Origin of the sequence: Paraburkholderia sp. RL17-383-BIF-A, from assembly GCF_046028015.1 — a bacterium.
In the GTDB taxonomy this organism is placed as follows: Bacteria; Pseudomonadota; Gammaproteobacteria; order Burkholderiales; family Burkholderiaceae; genus Paraburkholderia.
In genome coordinates, this window is sequence record NZ_JARESR010000034.1 from 1 (window position 1) to 20,057 (window position 20,057).

The 20,057-nt window shown below is 60.2% G+C and carries 17 protein-coding genes and 2 pseudogenes; 13 read left to right on the top strand and 6 right to left on the bottom strand.

Annotation, left to right across the window (positions count from 1 at the left end):
* Positions 1–123 (bottom strand): annotated as a pseudogene (locus tag P0D71_RS29205) (carboxymuconolactone decarboxylase family protein); the annotation flags it as partial.
* Positions 124–190: 67 nt separating this feature from the next.
* Entirely contained in the window at positions 191–709 is a 519-nt protein-coding gene (locus tag P0D71_RS29210) for a hypothetical protein (protein ID WP_091801263.1), read from the bottom strand.
* 267 nt (positions 710–976) lie between these two features.
* Here P0D71_RS29210 and arsD point away from each other — a divergent pair, with 267 nt between their 5' ends.
* The 3 genes from arsD (at position 977) to P0D71_RS29225 (ending at position 4,312) form a co-directional block, all read left to right on the top strand.
* Complete coding sequence (gene arsD / locus P0D71_RS29215) at positions 977–1,345, top strand: arsenite efflux transporter metallochaperone ArsD (RefSeq protein ID WP_408483275.1); 369 nt, start codon at positions 977–979, stop codon at positions 1,343–1,345.
* A gap of 13 nt (positions 1,346–1,358) precedes the next feature.
* Entirely contained in the window at positions 1,359–3,134 is a 1,776-nt protein-coding gene (gene arsA, locus P0D71_RS29220) for an arsenical pump-driving ATPase (RefSeq protein ID WP_408483243.1), read from the top strand.
* Positions 3,135–3,346: 212 nt separating this feature from the next.
* Positions 3,347–4,312, top strand: coding sequence for a cation diffusion facilitator family transporter (locus P0D71_RS29225; RefSeq protein ID WP_408483244.1), 966 nt, complete (start codon positions 3,347–3,349; stop codon positions 4,310–4,312).
* 56 nt (positions 4,313–4,368) lie between these two features.
* Here the strand turns inward: P0D71_RS29225 and P0D71_RS29230 are convergent, their stop codons facing one another.
* The 3 genes from P0D71_RS29230 to P0D71_RS29240 form a co-directional block, all read right to left on the bottom strand.
* A complete protein-coding gene (locus P0D71_RS29230; RefSeq protein ID WP_408483245.1) occupies positions 4,369–5,238 on the bottom strand; it encodes an ADP-polyphosphate phosphotransferase in 870 nt (289 codons plus the stop codon).
* Between the two features lie 108 nt (positions 5,239–5,346).
* Positions 5,347–5,826 carry a CreA family protein gene (locus P0D71_RS29235; protein ID WP_408483276.1) on the bottom strand — a complete coding sequence of 160 codons (480 nt, stop codon included), beginning with the start codon at positions 5,824–5,826 and terminating at the stop codon, positions 5,347–5,349.
* A 208-nt stretch (positions 5,827–6,034) separates the two neighbouring features.
* Entirely contained in the window at positions 6,035–7,243 is a 1,209-nt protein-coding gene (locus P0D71_RS29240; RefSeq protein WP_091801249.1) for an MFS transporter, read from the bottom strand.
* A 725-nt stretch (positions 7,244–7,968) separates the two neighbouring features.
* On the opposite strand from P0D71_RS29240, the gene P0D71_RS29245 reads away from it, so the two are divergent.
* From P0D71_RS29245 to P0D71_RS29290, 10 genes are all read left to right on the top strand, one after another.
* Positions 7,969–9,204, top strand: coding sequence for an urea ABC transporter substrate-binding protein (locus P0D71_RS29245; protein ID WP_091801246.1), 1,236 nt, complete (start codon positions 7,969–7,971; stop codon positions 9,202–9,204).
* A gap of 66 nt (positions 9,205–9,270) precedes the next feature.
* Positions 9,271–10,140, top strand: coding sequence for an ABC transporter permease subunit (locus tag P0D71_RS29250; protein ID WP_408187737.1), 870 nt, complete (start codon positions 9,271–9,273; stop codon positions 10,138–10,140).
* A gap of 18 nt (positions 10,141–10,158) precedes the next feature.
* Positions 10,159–11,220 (top strand): ABC transporter permease subunit, encoded by a 1,062-nt coding sequence (locus tag P0D71_RS29255; protein WP_408346429.1) that lies wholly within the window; start codon positions 10,159–10,161, stop codon positions 11,218–11,220.
* Entirely contained in the window at positions 11,217–11,927 is a 711-nt protein-coding gene (locus tag P0D71_RS29260; RefSeq protein WP_408187736.1) for an ATP-binding cassette domain-containing protein, read from the top strand. Before P0D71_RS29255 ends, P0D71_RS29260 begins: the two co-directional genes overlap by 4 nt.
* Positions 11,924–12,631 carry an ABC transporter ATP-binding protein gene (locus P0D71_RS29265; RefSeq protein ID WP_091801237.1) on the top strand — a complete coding sequence of 236 codons (708 nt, stop codon included), beginning with the start codon at positions 11,924–11,926 and terminating at the stop codon, positions 12,629–12,631. Before P0D71_RS29260 ends, P0D71_RS29265 begins: the two co-directional genes overlap by 4 nt.
* Before the next feature lie 13 nt (positions 12,632–12,644).
* The gene (locus tag P0D71_RS29270) at positions 12,645–13,631 is read left to right on the top strand and encodes an acetamidase/formamidase family protein (protein ID WP_408483246.1); all 987 of its coding nucleotides are present in this window, start codon (positions 12,645–12,647) and stop codon (positions 13,629–13,631) included.
* Positions 13,632–13,711: 80 nt separating this feature from the next.
* Positions 13,712–14,866 (top strand): transporter substrate-binding domain-containing protein, encoded by a 1,155-nt coding sequence (locus P0D71_RS29275; RefSeq protein WP_091808686.1) that lies wholly within the window; start codon positions 13,712–13,714, stop codon positions 14,864–14,866.
* Position 14,867: 1 nt separating this feature from the next.
* Positions 14,868–15,518: an ANTAR domain-containing response regulator gene (locus P0D71_RS29280; protein WP_091801231.1), complete on the top strand. Its 651-nt coding sequence runs from the start codon at positions 14,868–14,870 to the stop codon at positions 15,516–15,518.
* Positions 15,519–15,576: 58 nt separating this feature from the next.
* A complete protein-coding gene (locus P0D71_RS29285) occupies positions 15,577–16,341 on the top strand; it encodes an SDR family NAD(P)-dependent oxidoreductase (protein ID WP_408483247.1) in 765 nt (254 codons plus the stop codon).
* Between the two features lie 28 nt (positions 16,342–16,369).
* Positions 16,370–17,914, top strand: a complete 1,545-nt coding sequence (locus tag P0D71_RS29290; protein WP_408483248.1) for an amidase — start codon at positions 16,370–16,372, stop codon at positions 17,912–17,914.
* Positions 17,915–18,232: 318 nt separating this feature from the next.
* On the opposite strand, the pseudogene P0D71_RS29295 reads toward P0D71_RS29290, so the two are convergent.
* Positions 18,233–20,017, bottom strand: a pseudogene (locus P0D71_RS29295) (adhesin); the annotation flags it as partial.
* Between the last annotated feature and the right edge of the window lie 40 nt (positions 20,018–20,057).

Genomic DNA, 20,057 nt, shown 5'->3' on the forward strand with positions numbered 1-20,057 from the left:
TTTTGTCCCGGCCGCAGCGAGTTGGCCGAATGCGGTCATCAAGTCAGGCTGCGATGCGCGCATCGCTCGCATCTGAACCGATACCGCGCCTGTCAGGTCTTTGAAGTTGGAGATACCGCTCATGTCCGCTCCTGTAGTTGGCGGGCTTTTATGGCTGGGAGGTCGACCGCGATCGATTGTTCAGCCATGTCTACTTTGTACTGGCGGGCGGTGGCCCGCCCCGGTATTGCTGCTGCAGCATCATGTTGTTCATCATCTCCTGCTGCATCTGCAGGTATTGGTCAGTCATGTATTGACGCTGCCGCAGTTGCTCGGGTGTCAGGCGCGAGTAGTAGCCGCCCATATGCGCCCAGCCTCCCATCATTCCGGGCCCGGCGCCCCCCATCATTCCCGGGCCCATTCCATGACCCATCATCCCCGGCCCCCACATTCCGTGCATGATTGTCATCGCACTTTGCATTGTGGCCCAGTGCTGTTCTAGCAGCTTCTGGCGTTCCTGAGGGTCTTGAGTTTTGCGAATCTGGTCCATCTGCGCCTGCATTGTCTTCATTTGCTCCTGGAGCTGGGCGAGATTCTTATCGAACTCCACAGCACCCGGAGGCTGCGTTTTTGAAGTGCTGTGCGGTGCGTCTGTGTCTTTGGATGCAGCTTGCAGGACCGGGGATGTCAACGCGATACCGGCGGCCATCGCAACAAAGAGCTTCTTCATATCTCCCCCTTGTAGATGTGCCACGTGACGACAGGGCATGTGTTGTCATCGTGCATTACAAGGGTATACGTCAGGGCCGACCTTCCCTTGACGCTCGTCAATGAGGCAGCTGGAGTCGATTCGCAAATGGTCGGATTCTCCATGTGTGAAAAATGCCGCTCCATCGTCTGTGACTTGACCGAGGTCAATGACGCCTCCTTCGGAGGGACGAGCATGACGAAGTGGAGGCGGCCGCGGTCTGGCCGACAGGCAGGATTCGTGGGAGCAATGATGAGCAAACTTGATGTGTTCGAGCCGGCTATGTGCTGCGCGACCGGCGTCTGCGGCGTGGACGTGGACCCGGCGCTGGTTCAGTTCAGCGCCGACCTTCAGTGGCTGGCTGAGCACGGTGTCGAAGTCGTTCGGCACGGCCTCGGACACGATGCGGCAGCCTTTGCGGCAAATCCTGAGGTGATACGGGAACTGCATGCGGGTATGGACCGTCTGCCCATTGCAACGGTGGATGGCCGGATCATCTCCGTCGGGGTGTATCCGTCACTTGCCCAATTGATTCAGAAACTGGGGCTCAAGATTCCCGCCGCCGAAAAGCCACACATCAAGGCTGGAGCTTGCGCTTGCAAGCCCGGCGAATGTTAACCGGCGCACCGATATGACACTTCCTGCCGTTACAACTCGCCATCTCTTTTTCACCGGCAAGGGCGGCGTCGGCAAAACGTCGCTCGCCTGCGCAACGGCGCTGCAACTGGCTGAAAAGGGTAAGGCCGTGCTGCTTGTCAGCACCGACCCGGCTTCGAATCTCGACGAGGTGCTCGAGACTCAACTCTGTGGGCAGCCGACCCCGGTCAACGGGTTCCCCAACCTCCATGCGTTGAATATCGACCCCGAGCTCGCTGCGGCTGCCTACCGCGAGCGAATGGTTGCTCCCTATCGAGGCGTGTTGCCCGATGCGGCAATTCGCAGCATGGAGGAGCAGTTTTCTGGTGGCTGCACGGTCGAGATAGCGGCATTCGATGCGTTTGCCGAACTGCTGGGCGGTAGTATCACCGCGAAGGCGTATGACCACGTCATCTTCGACACTGCCCCGACAGGGCACACCTTGCGTTTGCTCACGCTGCCGTCGGCCTGGAGTAACTTCCTGTCGACTAACACAACCGGCAATTCGTGCTTGGGCCCGTTGGCAGGCCTCGAGCAAAACAGGCAACTATACGCCGCCGCCGTTGCCCAATTGACCGATCACGACCGCACCACCGTGGTCCTCGTGGCGAGGCCGGAGGCGTCCGCATTCCGTGAGGCGGAGCGAACCCGTGTCGAACTGGCCGACCTGGGGGTTCGAAACCTGGTGCTCGCGGTCAACGGTGTATTCAAGGCGGTCTCTACTGACGATGACATTGCTTGTGCGATGGAAGAACAGCAGGCTGCAGCCGTAAAGGCAATGCCACCGGGTCTCGCCGTACTTCCGCGAAGCGAAACGGGTTTTATTCCCAAGGGACTGGTTGGACTGGCCGCGTTAGACGCGTATTTGCACCCGGCGCGGATTGCCACGCCCAGTGTCGATGTCCGTCCTGGCGTGGAATTGCCTGGCGGACTTCTGCCGCTCATTGACGAGCTCGAGAAGGCGGGGCATGGCCTTGTCATGACGATGGGCAAGGGCGGCGTCGGCAAGACGACCGTGGCTGCGGCGATAGCGCTTGAACTGGCGCAGCGCGGCCATGCAGTCCTGCTTTCCACCACAGACCCGGCCGCGCACGTAGCATGGACGCTCCAGGAATCCCTTCCAGGCCTGAGTGTCAGTCGCATCGACCCGGAACTGGAGGTTAGCCGCTATCGCGCTGAGGTTCTCGCCAAGGCCGGAACTCAACTCGATGCGCAAGGGAAGGCGATGCTTGAGGAAGACCTGCGGTCGCCGTGCACCGAGGAGATAGCGGTTTTTCGCGCATTCGCGCGCACGGTGGATGAGGCCCGGAACGCTTTCGTGATACTCGACACCGCTCCAACCGGACACACCATTCTGCTCATGGATTCAGCAGAGGCCTATCATCGCGAAGTCATGCGTACGCAAGGCGATATGCCCGAAGCGGTTCGTCAGCTTCTGCCGCGGCTTAGAGACCCGCAGTTCACGCACGTGCTTATCGTGACGCTCGCCGAAGCGACGCCAGTTCATGAAGCAGAACGACTGCAAGCCGACCTGCGTCGGGCACAGATCGAGCCATACGCCTGGGTCATTGACCAGAGTCTGCTCGCAAGCGGAACCCACGATCCGGCCCTCGCCGAGCGAGGGCGCTACGAAATGCCATTCATCGCGCGCGTTATGGAGCACGATTCGAAGCGGGCCGCTTTGTTGCCGTGGCAGGCGCGTCCACCCGTCGGGCTACGAGGGTTGGAAGAGTTGGTCCGCGGCCACCAGATAGAGCAGAAAAGCGCTTAGCGAGGGCGCGCCGTGCGTGCGCAAAAGCGAGCGTGGTAGCGTTCCGCACTCGTACCTATGGCGGCACGAATTGCCCTTCATTGTGGATTGGTTTTTGTGGACGCGGCCAGCCGGACATCGCAGTCGAGCTCCAAAAAACAACCGCCAGAACTCTGGCGGTCAAACAAGGTGGGCGTTCATCTCATCCGACATCCCACTGCGGCAGGCATGAAATGAAACAGGACACATCCCCGATTTTTCCGGAAGACGAGACCGTAGATGCCCCCGCCAGCGCCGCGGTGGCGTCTCGCAGCACGTGGGTCAGCGTCGCGGTGAATCTCGCCCTGAGCATCGGGCAGGTGATCACGGGCATCCTGTCCCGCTCGCAGGGATTGATCGCCGACGGAATTCATTCGCTGTCGGATCTGATCGCTGATTTCGTCGTGTTGCTGGCCAGTCACCACAGCAGGAAGCCAGTCGACGCGAACCATCCATACGGCCATCAACGTTTCGAGACCGGCGCATCGCTGGCGCTCGCATTGATTCTGCTGCTGGTCGGCGGTGGGATGCTCTGGTCCGCGGTCCTGAAACTCGAACATCCCGAGACGATCCAGTCCGTGCATCTCGCCGCGCTCTGGGTCGCACTTGCCGCTCTCGTCGCGAAGGAAGGCCTGTTTCGCTACATGCTTGCGGCTGCAACGCGCGTGAAATCGAGCATGCTGGTCGCCAATGCATGGCATGCGCGCTCGGACGCGGCTTCTTCTCTCGTTGTCGCACTGGGCATTGTCGGCAACCTTGCCGGCTATCCGTTGCTGGATCCGGTCGCCGCGCTGATCGTCGGCGGCATGGTGGTGAAGATGGGCGGGTCCTTCGGCTGGGATGCATTGCACGACCTGATGGACAGGGCGGCCGATGCCGCGGAGGTGCAGGCCATCACTGAAACGCTGCGCGCGACGCCGGGCATACTCGGCGTACATGATCTGCGCACGCGCAAGATGGGGGACATGATCCTCGTTGATGTGCATCTGGAGATCGATGCCGATTTGTCGGTCGAGCAGGGGCACGACATCGCAGTCGCGGCGCGTGCTTGCGTGATGGCGCGCCATCGCGTGCTCAACGTGATGACCCATGTCGATCCGCGGCGTCTGGGCGTCACCGCGCCCATGACTTCGACGCATCGAGGCGACACGGCGATATAGCGGCGAGCGACGTCGAGCGTCGATTTCAAGTCTCGACTTCGCTCATTTCCCATTCCTTATTTTTCAAGCTCCGCGCGAATTGACTGCAATTCCTTTCTACGTTCGGCGTTCGCCTTTGGATAGGTCATTTCGAGTTCCTCAAGCGTCTCAAGTACGACTTTCGACACGATCAGCCTCGCGTTCTCCTTGTCGTCAGCTGGCACGATGTACCAGGGAGCCCGTTGGGTGCTCGTTGCATTGAAGCATTCCTCATAGGCCTTCATATACTGTTTCCAGTACTTCCGCTCCTCGACATCCGCAACACTGAATTTCCAGTTTTTCTCAGGGTCGTCGATACGCTGCAGAAAGCGTTTGCGCTGCTCTTCCTTGGAGATGTGAAGGTAAAACTTGACGATTCGCGTGCCATTTCCGCAGAGGTGCAACTCCAGATCCTGGATTGAACGATAGCGGTCATGCCACACGGTCTTCTCATCAAGCAGTGCATCTGGAAGGCCCTCGTTATGGAGAATCTCGGGATGGACGCGTGCGATCAACACTTCCTCGTAGTACGACCGGTTGAAGATGCCGATTCGACCGCGCTCTGGCAGATCGCGGGTGGTACGCCACAGAAAGTCATGCTGCAATTCAGTGGGGCTGGGATGTTTGAAGCTGAATACCTGACAACCCTGCGGGTTCACGCCAGACATGACATGCTTGATGGCGCCGTCCTTACCGGCCGCGTCCATCGCCTGGAAGATCAGCAAAATCGCATACCGATTGCTCGCATAAAGCAACTGCTGTAAAGCACTCAGGCGGCCGACGTGATCACCAAGCAATTGCTGATAGTGATCTCGTGACTTGTACACGGGATCCACTTTTGTCGGCCATTTTTCGAGCTTGACCCTTCCACCTTCCGGGACACGAAACTCTCGCGAGTTGATCTCCATGTTGATCCTCGTAACCGCTCGATTCCATTGAAATTGTAGCCAGGGGACGCTGGCGTCATTACGGCAGTCGTGGCCGCAAGACAGGGTATAGAAGCCGCGATAGCTTATCTATCTGGTGGGCATCCGGGGGCCTGCTGGCAACCTGATCACATAGATGCGGCCCGGCAGATCCCCTGCAACCTCGCTTTCAGAGTAGGTGAAGTAGACAAGTGAGTGCCGTTCGGTGTCCAGCACGCGGATAATATGCAGCGAGTCGAAACTTGGGTCTGTTTCGGTCGTGAATACCTGCGCTTGCCTGGGAACAGCTTCGGCAACCCGGATGTTGCCTGTCTGATGGCAGGATGCCGTCAGATCAGCCCCATGACTGATCCGTCCACTTCCCAGCGCGCCATCGGAATGCGACTCTGACATATAGCATGTCACGCCTTTCACGAGAGGATCGTCGTAAGCCGAAATGGCGATGTGGGAGCCATATCGCTGGCTATGTGTTTCAATCGTCGCCAGCTCTTTGGCTATCACAGCAGTGGTAGACGAAAATATCAGTAGTGCGCCCAGGATGCTTGCCCGCCCTGAAACCAGCTTGATCATCATCCACCTCCGGGTATTCGGTAGTCAGATCGTCGATCGCGCAACGTCGCAGCGATGGATAGCTGATTCAGGCTATTTCACCCGGAATTCAGCTACTTGACGCAGGTCAACGCCTGCGCGTTCACCCGGCGCCATTCTGAAAGTGGGTACCTGGCACTTATGGGGCGCTTGTCGGCACCGGACTGAACATTTTTTGTCCAGTGTCAGTTCATGTTTCATCCCAAGGAGAATGCGTCATGACAAAGAGCGCAATCAGCGTCGCGATACAGAATCCCGCTCCCGCATAAAATGTTGCGCTTGCTCCCAACCTGTCCCAGAGCTCACCGGCCACGAGGCTCGCCACAAGAGTCGCCAATCCACCAGTGAGATTGAAGAAACCAAACGCTGTCCCTTTCAGATCGGGCGGCGCAGCTTTCGCAACCATGGTCGCTAGCAAACCTTGCGTGAGGCCCAGATGCAAGCCCCACAGAGCGACGCCGGTTAGCACGACTGGCCAGTGACTTCCGTGCGCAAGCACGACATCCGACAGAATCAGTACGACGAGACCAATGGCCAGTAGTCGGGTGTGGCTCATGGAGTCGGCTAGCTTGCCAAAGGGGTAAGCTGACGCTGAATACACCAGGTTCATAACTACCATGACGAGTGGTACTAGCGCCACGGGTATACCCCCTTGCATCGCGCGCAGGACGAGAAATGCTTCGCTGAACCGTGCAATCGCGAAAACCGCGCCGACAAATACCACCCACCAGTACGACCCGCTCAGCTTCTTCAGGTTTTCGAGTTTCAACGGATTGACGCGCGTCGCGCTTGACCGATGCGTAGGCTCCCTGACGCCAATCACAAGCAATCCGACTGCGACGATGCCGGGAATGACCGCCACCCAGAACACCATGCGGAAGTCGTTTGCCCAAAGCACCATCAAGCCGGCGGCCAGCAACGGACCCAAAAACGCGCCGACAGTGTCCAGCGACTGGCGAAGGCCATACGCGGCGCCGCGCAGATGCGGGGGAGTGATATCGGCCACGAGCGCATCGCGCGGCGCGCCTCGCACGCCTTTGCCGATTCGGTCTGCCACTCGCGCGGTCAGGACAATTCCCGCCGTCGGTGCTAGTGCGAATAGCGGCTTACTCAGCGCGCCCATGCCGTAACCAATGACAGCGAGCCATTTCCGGTTGCCAAGGTAGTCGCTTAGCGCGCCGGAAAAGATTTTCACGATGGGCGAGGTCGCTTCGGCGACGCCTTCAATGAGGCCAACCATCACGGCGCTTGCCCCTAGACTCGTCACCAGGAACATCGGAAGGAGGCTGTGGATCATCTCCGACGAGATGTCCATGAACATGCTGACGAAGCCGAGCAACCAGATACCTTTGGGAATCTGACTGAGTGTGCGGGGGCGAGGCTTGATGTCGCTTTGCATTTTTCTCGATTCTGGAATTCACGGTTTCGACGTCGATAAGGTTGCACGTCAACTTATCGACGAAGTTGTGGGAGCAATTAATTGGTCCACAGCTGTGCGGCGCCGAAATTGCGTGCAACGTACCCTTTTTGCCAGAAGACTTCGCGCCGATCGTGTCTGCGAACCCTCTGGGACCCTATTTACGCCAATACCGTGCAGGCGATCCGCTATACGGTTGCCGTTCATATCGCGATGATAGCCGCAACCATGATTCCCGGTCTTGACCAGGTTCTCTCGCAAACGGACACCCGGCCGCGTATCCAGGCGTCCCTTCAGTGTCGAAAGTGCCCATTCGTCGACGCCGGCTGCAGACGTTTGCAACCGCTGTCAGCGAATAGTTGAGGAAGAAAGCAGGCGGCGCCATCCGTAACAGCATCATTTAATGTCGGTCAGTCGGACAACGCCGCTAACTCCACCACGCTTCACCAATCGGAGAACCCGGTATCGACTTGCCCCCGCCCAGCCCCCTCTCGCAAGGCCCCTCAAAATTTTTGACCGCAGTTGACAAATAAAAATATGGCGTTTTAGACTCAAGTCACTCCCTCGAGGCCCGACAAAGATGTCCGCCCGAGGACTCGGCACAGAAGCCCCCTGACGAACGCGCCGTTCGTCAGGGGGCTTTTTTTGTGCCCGTTTTTTTCCTTGTTCCAGCGCTCACGTCTGGCGCCCATCTCTGGAGAACCCGCATGTTGCTGAAGCTGTCGGGCTGGATGCGTCTCGCCCTTACCGCAGGACTCGCACTGACTTCGCTCGCTTCGAGCGCCGCTGATCCCGTAAAGATCGGCTTGCTCGAAGACGCCTCGGGGAATTTCGCACTGGCCACGATTCCCAAGATTCACGCCACGGAACTCGCCGTCGACGAGATCAACGCGAAGGGCGGCATTCTCGGCCGCCCGGTGAAGCTGATCGCTTACGACACACAGTCGGACAACACCAAGTTTCAGGAACTGGCCCGACGGCTCGTGCAGACCGACAAGCCGGATGTAATTTTCGGCGCGTTCTCCAGCGCATCGCGCGAGGCGATCCGCCCGATCATGGACCGCGCGCATCAGCTCTACTGGTACGACAATCAGTACGAAGGCGGCGTCTGCGATTCGAACACCTTCGTTACCGGCGCGGTGCCCGAGCAACAATTTTCGACGCTCATTCCGTGGATGATGCAGAAGTACGGCAAGAAGGTATACACCATCGCGGCCGACTACAACTTCGGGCAGATTTCGGCGGAGTGGGTACGCAACATCGTCAAGGAAAACGGCGGCACGATGGTCGGCGAGGAGTTCATTCCGCTTTCGGTATCGCAGTTCGGCCAGACCATTCAGAACATCCAGAAGGCGAAGCCCGACTTCGTCGTCACGCTGCTGGTCGGCGCGAATCAGTCTTCGTACTACGAGCAGCAGGCGTCGGCGCATCTGAATCTGCCGATGGCGAGTTCGGTGAACGTCGGTCAGGCCTATGAGCACAAGCGCTTCAAACCGCCTGCGCTGAAGGACATGTACGTGACGGCGAACTACGTCGAAGAGGTCGATTCGCCCGCCAGCAACGACTTCAAGAAGCGCTTTCACGCGAAGTTTCCGAATGAGCCGTACATCAACCAGGAAGCAGCAAACGCCTACGACGCCCTCTACCTCTACAAGGCCGCGGTCGAAAAGGCGAAGTCGACGAATCAGGACGCGGTACGCAAAGCGCTCGAAAGCGGCGACATCTGCACGACCGGCGCGCAAGGCAAGGTCTGCATCGATCCGAAGAGCCATCACGCGAGTCACACGATTTATCTTGTGCACGTGAAGGAGGACCACTCGGTCGAGATTCCGAAGGTCTGGGAAGACGTGCAGCCCTACTGGCTCGGCAAGGTCGGCTGCGATCTGCCGAACCGGCCGGATCATCGTCAATACACGCCGTCGAACCTGCCCAAGAAGTCCTGATCCGAAGCCGGCGCGCGGGAAAAGCAGCATGCTCGCGCGCACCGGCCTCCTGAACGTGGAGCACGTATGGCCACTTTGTCGGTTCTCTATTCGCTCATCTATCAGTTCGGCGACAACTTCGCCTATCTGGTGCTCGCGGCGCTCGGACTCGCGGTAATTTTCGGCATGATGGGGGTCATCAATCTCGCGCACGGCGAGTTCATCATGTGCGGCGCGTACGTGACCATCATCACGGCGAAGCACGGTGCGCCGCTGCCGCTCGCGATGCTGTCCGGCGCGCTTGCGGCGGCGCTCGCGGGCGTCATCATCGAACGGCTGGTGATTCGCCATCTCTATGACCGTCTGTTCGACTCCGTCGTGGCAACGTGGGCAATCAGCCTGATCGTGCAGCAGACCATGCTGCTCGTCGCAGGTCCGTCGATCGAAGGGATCGGCACGCCGTTCGGCTCGTTTTCGCTTGGCGAGTATTCGTTCTCGACGTATCGTGCCGTGCTGCCCGGTATCGCGCTCGCCATCCTGTTCGGCCTCTACCTGCTGTTCTTCAAAACCAATTACGGCGTCTGCGCGCGCGCCACGATCCAGAACGCGAATATCGCGCAATGCCTCGGTCTGCGCACCGACCGGCTCTATACGCTGACCTTCGCGCTGGGCGCGGGCCTCGCGGGCCTCACCGGCGCGCTCTACGCGCCGACCATGACGGCGGTGCCGACCATGGGCAGCAATTTCATCGTGCAGGCCTTCGTGTCGGTAGTGGTTGGTGGTGCCAACGTGATCGCGGGCACCACACCGGCGGCCGGCGTGCTCGCGATCATCCAGACCGCGCTAACGGCGTCCTACGGGCAGCTGTTCGGACAAATCGGTCTGCTGGTGACCGTTATCGTCGTGATCCGGCTGATGCCGCAAGGGCTCGGCAATCTCTTCACCCGCTTGCGCTAGGAGGCAGACGTGACGCAAATGAAAGGGCCTTCGACCAGCGCCGCAACGCGCGCGTTGCATACGGTGCCGTGGCTCGTGGCGCTATGTCTGCCGCTCGTGGTCGATGCGAACACCAGCGGCAATCTCGCCTACTGTCTGCTGTGGGCGTTCAGCGCGCTCGGGCTCGCCGCGATGTGGGGCTACGGCGGCATCCTGTCGTTCGGGCAGACCGCGTTCTTCGGGTTGTCGGGCTACACCTACGGTATCTTCACGCTCAACTATGGCGACACGTGGTTCGAGTCGTGGCTCGGGCTCGGCGCGGGCATCGTGGTGAGCATCGTCGTCGCTGCGTTGATCGGCTACATGATTTTCTATGGGCGCATCAAGGGCGTGTTCATCGGCATCGTCACGTTGTCGGTGACGCTCGTGCTCGAAACCTTCATGTCGCAGACGGCAGGGCCGCAATGGGCGATCGGCGAGGCGCGGCTGAACGGCTACAACGGCATGGGCGGCATGCCGCAATTGACCATTCCGTGGCCGGGCGGCCCGCTCACGCTGGAGAACGTGAGCTTCTACTACCTCGTGCTGCTTCTGCTCATCGCGGTCTACGCGATCATGCGCAGGCTGCTCGACGGCACCTTCGGTTTGACCCTCATCGCGATCCGGGAGAATCCGCAGCGCGCGGAGATGCTCGGCGTCGATATCCGCCGTCATCAACTGATGGTGTTCGTGCTCGGTTGCGCGCTGGGCGGATTGTCGGGTGCGTTGTACACGATCTGGGGTTCCTACATCACGCCGTCGACAATGGGCCTCACCGCTGCCGCGATGCCGGTGATCTGGGTCGCAACGTCGGGAAGAAAGAGCATTGGAGGAACGATCATCGGCACCGCCTTGCTCGTGTGGCTCTCGCAGAATCTCGCGGTATATGGCAGCCAGTACGCGCTGATCCTGCTCGGTGCGATTCTGCTGATCGTCGTGCTGGCCGCGCCAGAAGGTCTGCTGCCGTTCGTCGCGCGGCATCTGCGGCGTCTGTCGAGCCGCACGAGCGGCGCTTCGCGCCACGCCGGCGCATGTCTGAAGCGAGAGGAGGGCAAATCATGACCACGCTGCTCGAAACGCGCGGGCTCAAGAAGCATTTTGGCGGCGCGCATGTGATCAATGGCATCGACTTCCGTATCGAGGCGAACGAGATTCGCTGCGTGATCGGGCCGAACGGCGCGGGCAAGAGCACGTTCTTCAAGCTCATCACGGGCGAGCATCGTCCGTCCGAAGGCAGCGTGATGTTTCTCGGCAAGGACATGAGCCATGTGCTTCCGCACGAGCGCATCCGTATGGGCATGAGTATCAAGTTCCAGATTCCCGGCGTGTTTCCCGATCTGAGCGTGCGTCAGCATTTGCAACTGTCGCTGCATCGCGCGAAGGACGACCGGCCCGAGAGTCTCGACGAACTGCTGCGGCGCTTCATGCTGGAGAACGAAGAGCACATGCTCGCGCGCAACCTGTCGCACGGCAAGAAGCAATGGCTCGAAATCGCGATGGCCGTGTCGTTGCGGCCGAAGCTGCTGTTTCTCGATGAACCGGTGGCGGGCATGTCGGTGGAAGAGACGCATGCAACCGGCGAACTCATCAAGCGGCTGTCGGCGGATGGCCTCACGATGATGGTGGTCGAGCACGACATGACGTTTGTCAAGCAGATCGCCTCGCGCGTCACCGTGCTGCACGGCGGCAGTCTGCTCGCCGACGGGCCACTCGACGAGATCCTCGCGCGCGACGACGTCGCGGAAGTCTATCTGGGGAAGAAGAAATGAGCGCGTTGCTGGAGGTGTCGAACGTTGAAGCGGGATATGGCGGCGGACGTGTGCTCAACGGCGTGTCGTTCGGCGTCGGGCGAGGCGAGGTGCTGGCCCTCATCGGGCGCAACGGGGTCGGCAAGACGACGTTGATGCGCGCGCTGATTGGTCTTGTCAGGCTGGATGCCGGCGAAATCAGACTCGAAGGCAATGCGATCGGCCACGACAAGCCGTATGCCCGGGCGCAGAGCGGTATGGGCTATGTGCCGCAAGGGCGCGAGATCTTCGGCGCGCTGACCGTTGCCGAGAATCTGCAGGTCGGCGCGCAGGCGAATCGGGCGCGCGCCGCGGGCATGAAAGAGAAAGTCGTCGGCTATTTTCCGATTCTGAAGAAACGCTATACGCAGAAGGCGGGAACCATGAGCGGGGGCGAACAGCAGCAGCTGGCGATTGCCCGTGCCCTGATCAGCGCGCCGAAGGTGCTGTTGCTCGACGAGCCGTCCGAAGGCATTCAACCTTCCATCGTCGATCTGATCGGCGACACGCTGCAGCATATCGCGCACGACACGGGTATCGGCGTGGTGCTGGTCGAACAGGATATGGGCATGGTCGAGCGTATCGCGAATCGCTGCTGTGTGATGGACAAGGGCCGTATCGTCGAGACATTGAGCCCTGAGCAACTCGGCGACGAACAATTGATTCGCCAGTATCTGGCACTGTGACGGAGAGCGGAACATGAAATGGCTTGAAGACTCGATCATGATGAAGCGCGGTGTCGGCGCCGATCGCGAGCCGGTGGAGCATCATCTCACCGAGGAGATGCAAAAGACCTATCACTACACGATCGGCCCTTATTCGCAGCCCGTTCTGCACGTCAAGCCGGGGGATCGCGTGGTGGTGGAAACGCGCGACGCCTTCGAAGGCAAGATCAGGGAAGAGACCGACAAGCCCTCGCAGGTGCTACAGGTGCCTTTCCTCAATCCGCAGAATGGGCCGATCATGATCGAAGGCGCGGAGAAGGGCGACGTGGTCGCGGTATACATCGAGAAGATGGCGCCGCGCGGCGACGATCCGCACGGCTTCTGCTGCATGATTCCGAACTTCGGTGGGCTGACCGGCACGGATTACACGGCGTTGCTCAACGAGCCGTTGCCGGAAATCGTACGTAAGATAAAGATCGACGAAGAGAACGTGTACTGGAGCAAACGCAATACGCTGCCGTACAAACCGCATATCGGCACGCTGAGTCTTTCTCCCGAAATCGATTCGATCAATTCGCTCACGCCCGACAATCACGGTGGCAATATGGACGTGCCTGACATGGGGCCGGGCAGCATAACGTATCTGCCGGTGCGCTCTCCGGGCGGGCGGCTTTTCATCGGCGATGCGCACGCCTGTCAGGGCGACGGCGAAGTGTGCGGCACGGCCGTCGAGTATCAGAGCACGACGACCGTGCGCGTCGATCTCATCAAGAAGTGGCAGATCGACTGGCCGCGCCTGGAGAACGAGGATGCGCTGATGAGCATCGGCAGCGCGCGGCCGCTGGAGGACGCAACGCGCATCGCCTATCGCGAACTCGTGCTGTGGATGGCGGCGGAGTATGGCTTTGACAAGTGGGATGCGTACATGATGCTGAGCCAGGTCGGCAAGGTACGTCTCGGTAATTTTGTCGACCCAAAATATACCGTCGGCGCGATGGTCGCCAAGCACTACCTGAAGTAACGCATCAACCGGAAGAATCGAAGTAAGACGACCAAAGCGCGGAGCTTATGCGCCGCGCGCATCCGAGAGCAAGTCAAGAAATGGCATTATCCGATCCCATCCGTGTGGGCCTGCTTAGCTCGACGACCGGCTCGACCGCGTTGCTCGAACAGTCTCAATGGCGCGGCGCGTGCCTCGCCGTCGAGGAGATCAACGCGCGCGGCGGCATAGGCGGACGCGAACTCGTCGCGCTTCACTACGATCCCGGCTCCGATCCGGCCGCGTTTCGGGAACTGGCGGAGCGGCTTATCGTGAAGGACGGCGTCAATACCATTTTCGGCGGCTATACGTCGACCAGCCGCAAGGCGATGCTGCCCGTCGTCGAGAAGCACAACCGGCTGCTGATCTACGCGCAGATGTACGAAGGTTTCGAGTATTCGGACAACATCATCTACAGCGGCGCGTCGCCCAACCAGAACGGTGTGCAACTCGCCGACTTCATGACGGAGACGTTCGGCGCGCGCGTGTACTTTGTCGGTTCGAGCTATGTCTATCCGTACGAATGCAACCGGACGATGCAGGAATTGCTGCTTCAGCATCCCGAAGGCGCGATCCTCGGCGAGCGCTATCTGTCGCTCGATGCCACGCGCGACCAGTTCGACCAGGTGGTCGCGGATATCGGGCGGAAGTCGCCGGACTGGATCTTCTGCACGGTGATCGGAGAGACAGTGCCTTATCTCTACGAGGCTTATGCGCGCGCGGACCTCGATCCGGCCAGCATGCCGATCGGCAGCCTCAACACCTCCGAGACCGAGATTCACGCAATGGAACGCGGCATCGCGACAGGGCATTTCACGGCTGCGCCTTATTTTCAGAGCATCGATACGCCGGAGAATCATCGCGCCGTGCGACATCATCAGGCGCGCTTCGGCGCGCACACGCCAACCGACATGAACTGGGAAGCCGCCTACTATCAGATGCATATGTTCGCGGAAGCGTTCGCGCGTGCCGGCTCGGATGAACTCGGCACCATCATGCCGCATCTGCTCGGCTCGGAGTTCACCGCGCCGCAAGGCCGGGTGCGCATCGATCCGGTCAATCATCACATGGCTCTTTATCCGCGCATTGGCCGCGTCAATGCCGATGGCCAGTTCACTATCCTGCGCGAATCGAAGTTCGCCGTCGGCCCGGATCCCTACATGACGCGTCAGACGCTCGGGGACTGGGTCACGAAATTGAGCACGCGGGACTACTGACGTGAGCGCGCGCCCGGACAGAGGCCAACGCAGCCTCACGAGTTCGATCCTCGAGCGCAATGCGCGCGTGGTCGTTTTTCATCCCGACGACGACGACGGGGTGACGCTCACGAACCACCTTCGGCGCATGGGCTTTCAGGTCGAGCGATGCTGGCCGCCCGTGGACACGCTGCCGGAGCGCGTCGACCTCGTGTTCCGTGCATTACGGCCTGACGAGCGCGCGCCGAAGGGCGAATGGTCGGGACCGGATGCGCCGCCCGTGATCTGTGTGGTGGCCTACGAGAATCCGACGTTCATCGATCAGGCGATCAAGCTCGGCGCGGATGGCATCGTAACGACACCGGTGCGCGCTTCAGGGTTGCTGTCCACGGTGGTGATGGCGCTATATCACGCAAAGCGTTCGCGCCAGCACGCGCAGCGTATCGCCAAGTTGGAACAGAAGCTGCTCGACAGCCGGCATTTGCAGGAAGCGAAAAAAATTCTGATGACCATGCATCGCGTGAGCGAACGCGAAGCGTACGACATGCTGCGAGCGCAGGCGATGGAGAAGCGCATAACTATCGACGACATCTGTCACTCCGTCATTCAGGCAGGCGAAGTGCTGCAGATTTCTCGCGGCATGACGTCAGACGAGGGGCGCGATAAAGAGTGAGCGCGCTGTCGCTCGATCGATTAACGGACACGCAAACACCTGCACAGGAGCTTCGAACATGGATCTGCAACTAAAGGGTTTGAAGGCGATCGTGACCGGCGGCACCAAGGGCATAGGGCTCGCCATTGCACGCACGCTCGCAGCAGAAGGTGCCGAGGTCGCCATTTGCGCACGCGATCAGGCTGCCGTCGAGGCGACCGTTAACGCGCTCGCCGAACTGAGCGGCGCGCGCGCATCGGGCGCGGCAGTCGATGTATCGGATGGTGCCGCGCTGAAAGCGTGGGTCGAGCGTATCGGCTCGGAGTGGGGCGGCCTCGACATCGTCGTGGCGAATGTGAGCGCGCTGGCAATCGGCAACGACATTGAATCGTGGCGCAAGGAATTCGAAACCGATCTGCTCGGCACCGTCAATCTCGTCGATGCGGCGATGCCGTATCTCGAAGCGAGCCGGGCCGCGTCGATCGTCGCGATATCGAGCGTCTCGGGACGCGAGATCGATTTCGCCGCGGGTCCTTATGGTGTGTTCAAGGCCGCGCTCGTTCATTACATGCAGGGGCTCGCGAACCAGCTCGCGTCGAAGGGCATTCGCGCGAACACGGTTTCGCCCGGGAATGTGTATTTCGAGGGCGGCGTGTGGGACTGGATCGAGCATAACGATGCGGCGCTATTCGAACGCGCACTTGCATTGAATCCGACTGGGCGCATGGGACGCCCGCAGGAAATCGCTAACGCCGTGGCGTTCATCGCGAGTCCGGCGGCGAGCTTTGTGAGCGGGACGAACTTCGTCGTCGATGGAGCACTCACGCGCGGCGTGCAGCTCTGACATACGGTCAAATCAACAGGAGCATGGAATGGAACGAGGCAGTGCGATGGATATCGATCTGGACGCCCTGACGGTCGAGGCCGTGCAGGCGGGTTTCAAGGCGGGCACATTCACGGCCGAGCAGCTGGCGCGCGCCTGTTTCGACAGAATCGAGCGCGACAACGGCAAGTACAACGCAGTGATTTTCCTGAATCCGGCGGCTATCGACGACGCGCGCCGGATCGACGAACGGCGCGCTGCCGGCGAACCGCTGGGTCCGCTTGCCGGCGTGCCGGTCGTCATCAAGGATCCTATGGACATGGTCGGCTTTCCGACTACCGCAGGATGGGCGAAGTTGTACAGCAAGAGAGGCGGCGTCGACCTGATGCCCGAGCGTGATGCGCCGGTCGTCGCACGGATGCGCCGCGCGGGTGCGATTCTGCTCGGCAAGACGAACGTGCCGATCCTGAGCCACACCGGCTCGCATGCGAACGATAGCTGGGCGGGCCCCACGATCAATGTCGTGATGCCCGATCGGGTGCCGGGCGGCAGCAGTGCGGGCACGGCATCGGCGGTGGCGTCGTGCATGGCCGTACTCGGCCTCGCGGAAGAGACCGGCGGATCGATTCAGAACCCCGCGTCGGCGCAGAACCTCGTCGGAATCAAACCGACTATCGGGCTGGTGCCGAATGCGGGCGTGGTGCCGCTGTCGGGTAATCGCGATGTGGTGGGGCCCATTGCACGAAACGTGCGGGATGCCGCGCTGTGCCTCGACGTGCTCGCGGGCTATTCGAGCGAAGACCCGAAGACACTCGCGAGCGTCGGCCGGCAACCGGAAGGCGGTTATACCGCGGCGCTGGACCCGAAAGCGCTGAACGGCAAGCGCATCGGCCTGTATGGCCCGGGCTGGCGCAATCAGCCTTTGTCCGATGAAGCTGCCGCGCTGTATGAGCGGGTCAAGGACGAACTGGTCGGTCTGGGTGCGATTCTTGTCGACGATCCGTTCGCGGGCTCGGGGTTCGCCGAACTGAGGAAGCCGACTCCGCCGCTGGCGCATTTCGATGCGCGCGGTCTGGAGTCGATTCCGTACGATCTGGAAAAGTATCTTCAGCGGCTCGGCAAGCATGCGTCGCTCAAGACCTTCGCGGAATTCGCTGCGGCGACGAAAGATGACGATGCTTTTGGGGCGCAAGGGATACTGCGATATCTACATAGTCTCGCGGATTTCACGGCCGCGCTGGCTGATCCATCGGTGCCGCCGGAGATGCCTGAGTTCGTCGAAGTGAAGGCCCGTTATCTGCGGATTTTCAATGCGGTGATGGATGCGCAACAGCTCGATGCACTGGTGTTTCCGCAGATGCGAGGTGAACTGCCTCCGCTTCACGGTCAGGATGTCATTCAGGAGACGACGGTAGGCGAGATCAATATTGCGGGCTTGCCGGGGATTGCGGTGCCTGCGGGGTTTTATGCGTCGGGTGCGCCATTTGGGTTGATTTTTGTGGGGCGGCAATGGGATGAGGGGGCGTTGTTAGGGTTTGCGTATGCTTATATGGCCCTCACTCCGCGCTCGGATCGGCAACGCGACGAGCGTTGATCACGATGACGTCACGCGCCAGGGTCATTCGCATCTTACCCACGGCGAATCTACGGGTCGATCCGATCTCCTGACCGGCCCCGGTTAACCGGCGGCTGCGACGGCTTCAGGTCGCGAGCTCGCATGGAATCGTCCACTTTCACGAGCCCTCGTTGATGCGGCGAGGGCGATTTGCTGACGACGGGCTTCACGGGATATCGCGCTGATGTGGTGGTAGAACGGCGCAGCTTTCTTGGAGGTGACTGGCTCGCCGGACGAAGCCCATATGGCCGATCGAGTGCTGGGCCGAAGTGAACAGTCAACGGGTAATTGGTAAGTTTACATAATATAAATTATCACCCATTTGTATGTAGAGGCTAAGTTGTAATGTCCGCTTTTAGCCAAGTTCAAATGTCCGCTTCGAGGCGGCATAAGCTTACCCTGCGTCGATCCTCCGGCGCCGGAGGCTGCGATGGCTGCGACGGACAGGATCACCTGCTCGAGCTTCTGCACGTTCAGGTCCATGTTTGCCGCGCTTATGAAACCGCCCGGTTGGACCTCCGTGCCGCTCGTCTTTTCATATCCGGTTGCGGCAATGTACTGCCAGATATCTCCTACATTGACCTGATTCGCCTGATTGGTCAGCGTGCCCGTGTTAACCGTTAACGTGTCCGACGCGCCGATGGTGCCGGTGTTGATGATGCTTCCCTGCCCATCCTGATTGAAATTGAGCGTGACGTTCTGACCGGCGATATTGCCACCTGCCGACATTGCATTCCAGTTCGGCGGCAGGTAGACCTGCGGCATTAACGCGCTAACGGTCGGGCAGGTAACCACACCCGTCGAGATGCACCCCGGGTCGGGCACTGACTGCTCGACGTACCACAGCATCGGCTCGGTCAGTGCATTGATTTGCGTTTGCGAGAGCGCGTCGCCAAGCTGCAGATTGTTTTGTTTTGCGTAATCAATGGCGTTCTGATACAGGATCGCCTTTTCCTGATCGGTGACCGACAGGTTATGTGTGCTGTCGTAAGTCAGCCCGCTCACAAAGCTCGCCTGCCCGGTCTGCTGCAGCGCGGCTTGCTGCAGCATCTGATCTTCCGCCTGCGGGTCGTAATAGAACAGCGTCGAGGACGGTTGCAGGCTCGGCGGCAGGTTTTTTAGCAGGTTTTGCGGCCCCACCGAACCCAGCGCCGAACCGTCCAGCGAGCCGGTAACGTATGATGCCTTGCCAGCCACCGGTGTCGGCAGAGGCACTCCTACCGAGCTTGGCGTCGACAGCTTCAGCCCGGGCAGATTTATCATGCTTAATGAAATAACCTGAGACGGCGCATTCACACGCGGTGTGTAGGTGCTCGCCGTGGTGATGCCGTTGATGAGCTTCTGCCCGGTCAATGAGACGGACGTCCCGATCACGTTACCGACGTTCTGAATCTCCCCGTTCGCCGTAATCGACAGATTCGGGGCGTGGATCGTCGCGGCGATGTTACCCACCGGCGTCGGCGGATCTATCGTTCCCCCGGCGCTCGAATACGCGTTCCCGTACAGCGCCGTGCATTCGGCTACAGAGCCGCAAGCCCAGACGTCGTGACGCTTGTCCGGACTGAAGTCGCCTGTTTCCTGCACCCAGTGCGAGTGCCAGTAGGCGTTCAGTGTCTGGGCCTCGTTCACGACTGGGCCTGCAACGTTGATCGACGCGCTCGTGCCGGCCGCGATCAGGCTACCGATGTTGGTCAGGCTACCTGCGTTGATCTGCAGGTTGTTTCCGGCGCTGATGACCGACGAGTTTCCTGTTTGCTGGTCGACATAGCCTTCGCAGTAGCTTTCCTTGTATCCACCGGCCGTCATGCAGCCGCTGTACTGCTCCGTTGTGCCGTAATTCTGATGAACGGGTACGGGCGGTGGCAGACTATTTGTAATTGCACCCGATACATTGAGCGTGATGTCGTTGCCCGCGACGATGTTGCCTGAAGTGTTATTCAGGCTGCCAGCCGGAGTAGTCGAACCCGCTGTGGTGCCTACCCCACCAATGACGATGTTGTGGCCTGCAAGGAGACTGCCATACGTGTTGTTGATCTGCCCAGCGGCAATGACAAGGTCATTGCCTGCGAACACTGTCCCGTTGCAGACGACGTCAGCGAGAAACCAGTCCCACAAACGGCAA

Excerpts from the sequence above, each read along its gene's own strand:
- P0D71_RS29210 (WP_091801263.1), bottom strand. The coding sequence starts at position 709 with ATGAAGAAGCTCTTTGTTGCGATGGCCGCCGGTATCGCGTTGACATCC.
- arsD (WP_408483275.1), top strand. The coding sequence starts at position 977 with ATGATGAGCAAACTTGATGTGTTCGAGCCGGCTATGTGCTGCGCGACC.
- arsA (WP_408483243.1), top strand. The coding sequence starts at position 1,359 with ATGACACTTCCTGCCGTTACAACTCGCCATCTCTTTTTCACCGGCAAG.
- P0D71_RS29225 (WP_408483244.1), top strand. The coding sequence starts at position 3,347 with ATGAAACAGGACACATCCCCGATTTTTCCGGAAGACGAGACCGTAGAT.
- P0D71_RS29230 (WP_408483245.1), bottom strand. The coding sequence starts at position 5,238 with ATGGAGATCAACTCGCGAGAGTTTCGTGTCCCGGAAGGTGGAAGGGTC.
- P0D71_RS29235 (WP_408483276.1), bottom strand. The coding sequence starts at position 5,826 with ATGATCAAGCTGGTTTCAGGGCGGGCAAGCATCCTGGGCGCACTACTG.
- P0D71_RS29240 (WP_091801249.1), bottom strand. The coding sequence starts at position 7,243 with ATGCAAAGCGACATCAAGCCTCGCCCCCGCACACTCAGTCAGATTCCC.
- P0D71_RS29245 (WP_091801246.1), top strand. The coding sequence starts at position 7,969 with ATGTTGCTGAAGCTGTCGGGCTGGATGCGTCTCGCCCTTACCGCAGGA.
- P0D71_RS29250 (WP_408187737.1), top strand. The coding sequence starts at position 9,271 with ATGGCCACTTTGTCGGTTCTCTATTCGCTCATCTATCAGTTCGGCGAC.
- P0D71_RS29255 (WP_408346429.1), top strand. The coding sequence starts at position 10,159 with ATGAAAGGGCCTTCGACCAGCGCCGCAACGCGCGCGTTGCATACGGTG.
- P0D71_RS29260 (WP_408187736.1), top strand. The coding sequence starts at position 11,217 with ATGACCACGCTGCTCGAAACGCGCGGGCTCAAGAAGCATTTTGGCGGC.
- P0D71_RS29265 (WP_091801237.1), top strand. The coding sequence starts at position 11,924 with ATGAGCGCGTTGCTGGAGGTGTCGAACGTTGAAGCGGGATATGGCGGC.
- P0D71_RS29270 (WP_408483246.1), top strand. The coding sequence starts at position 12,645 with ATGAAATGGCTTGAAGACTCGATCATGATGAAGCGCGGTGTCGGCGCC.
- P0D71_RS29275 (WP_091808686.1), top strand. The coding sequence starts at position 13,712 with ATGGCATTATCCGATCCCATCCGTGTGGGCCTGCTTAGCTCGACGACC.
- P0D71_RS29285 (WP_408483247.1), top strand. The coding sequence starts at position 15,577 with ATGGATCTGCAACTAAAGGGTTTGAAGGCGATCGTGACCGGCGGCACC.
- P0D71_RS29290 (WP_408483248.1), top strand. The coding sequence starts at position 16,370 with ATGGAACGAGGCAGTGCGATGGATATCGATCTGGACGCCCTGACGGTC.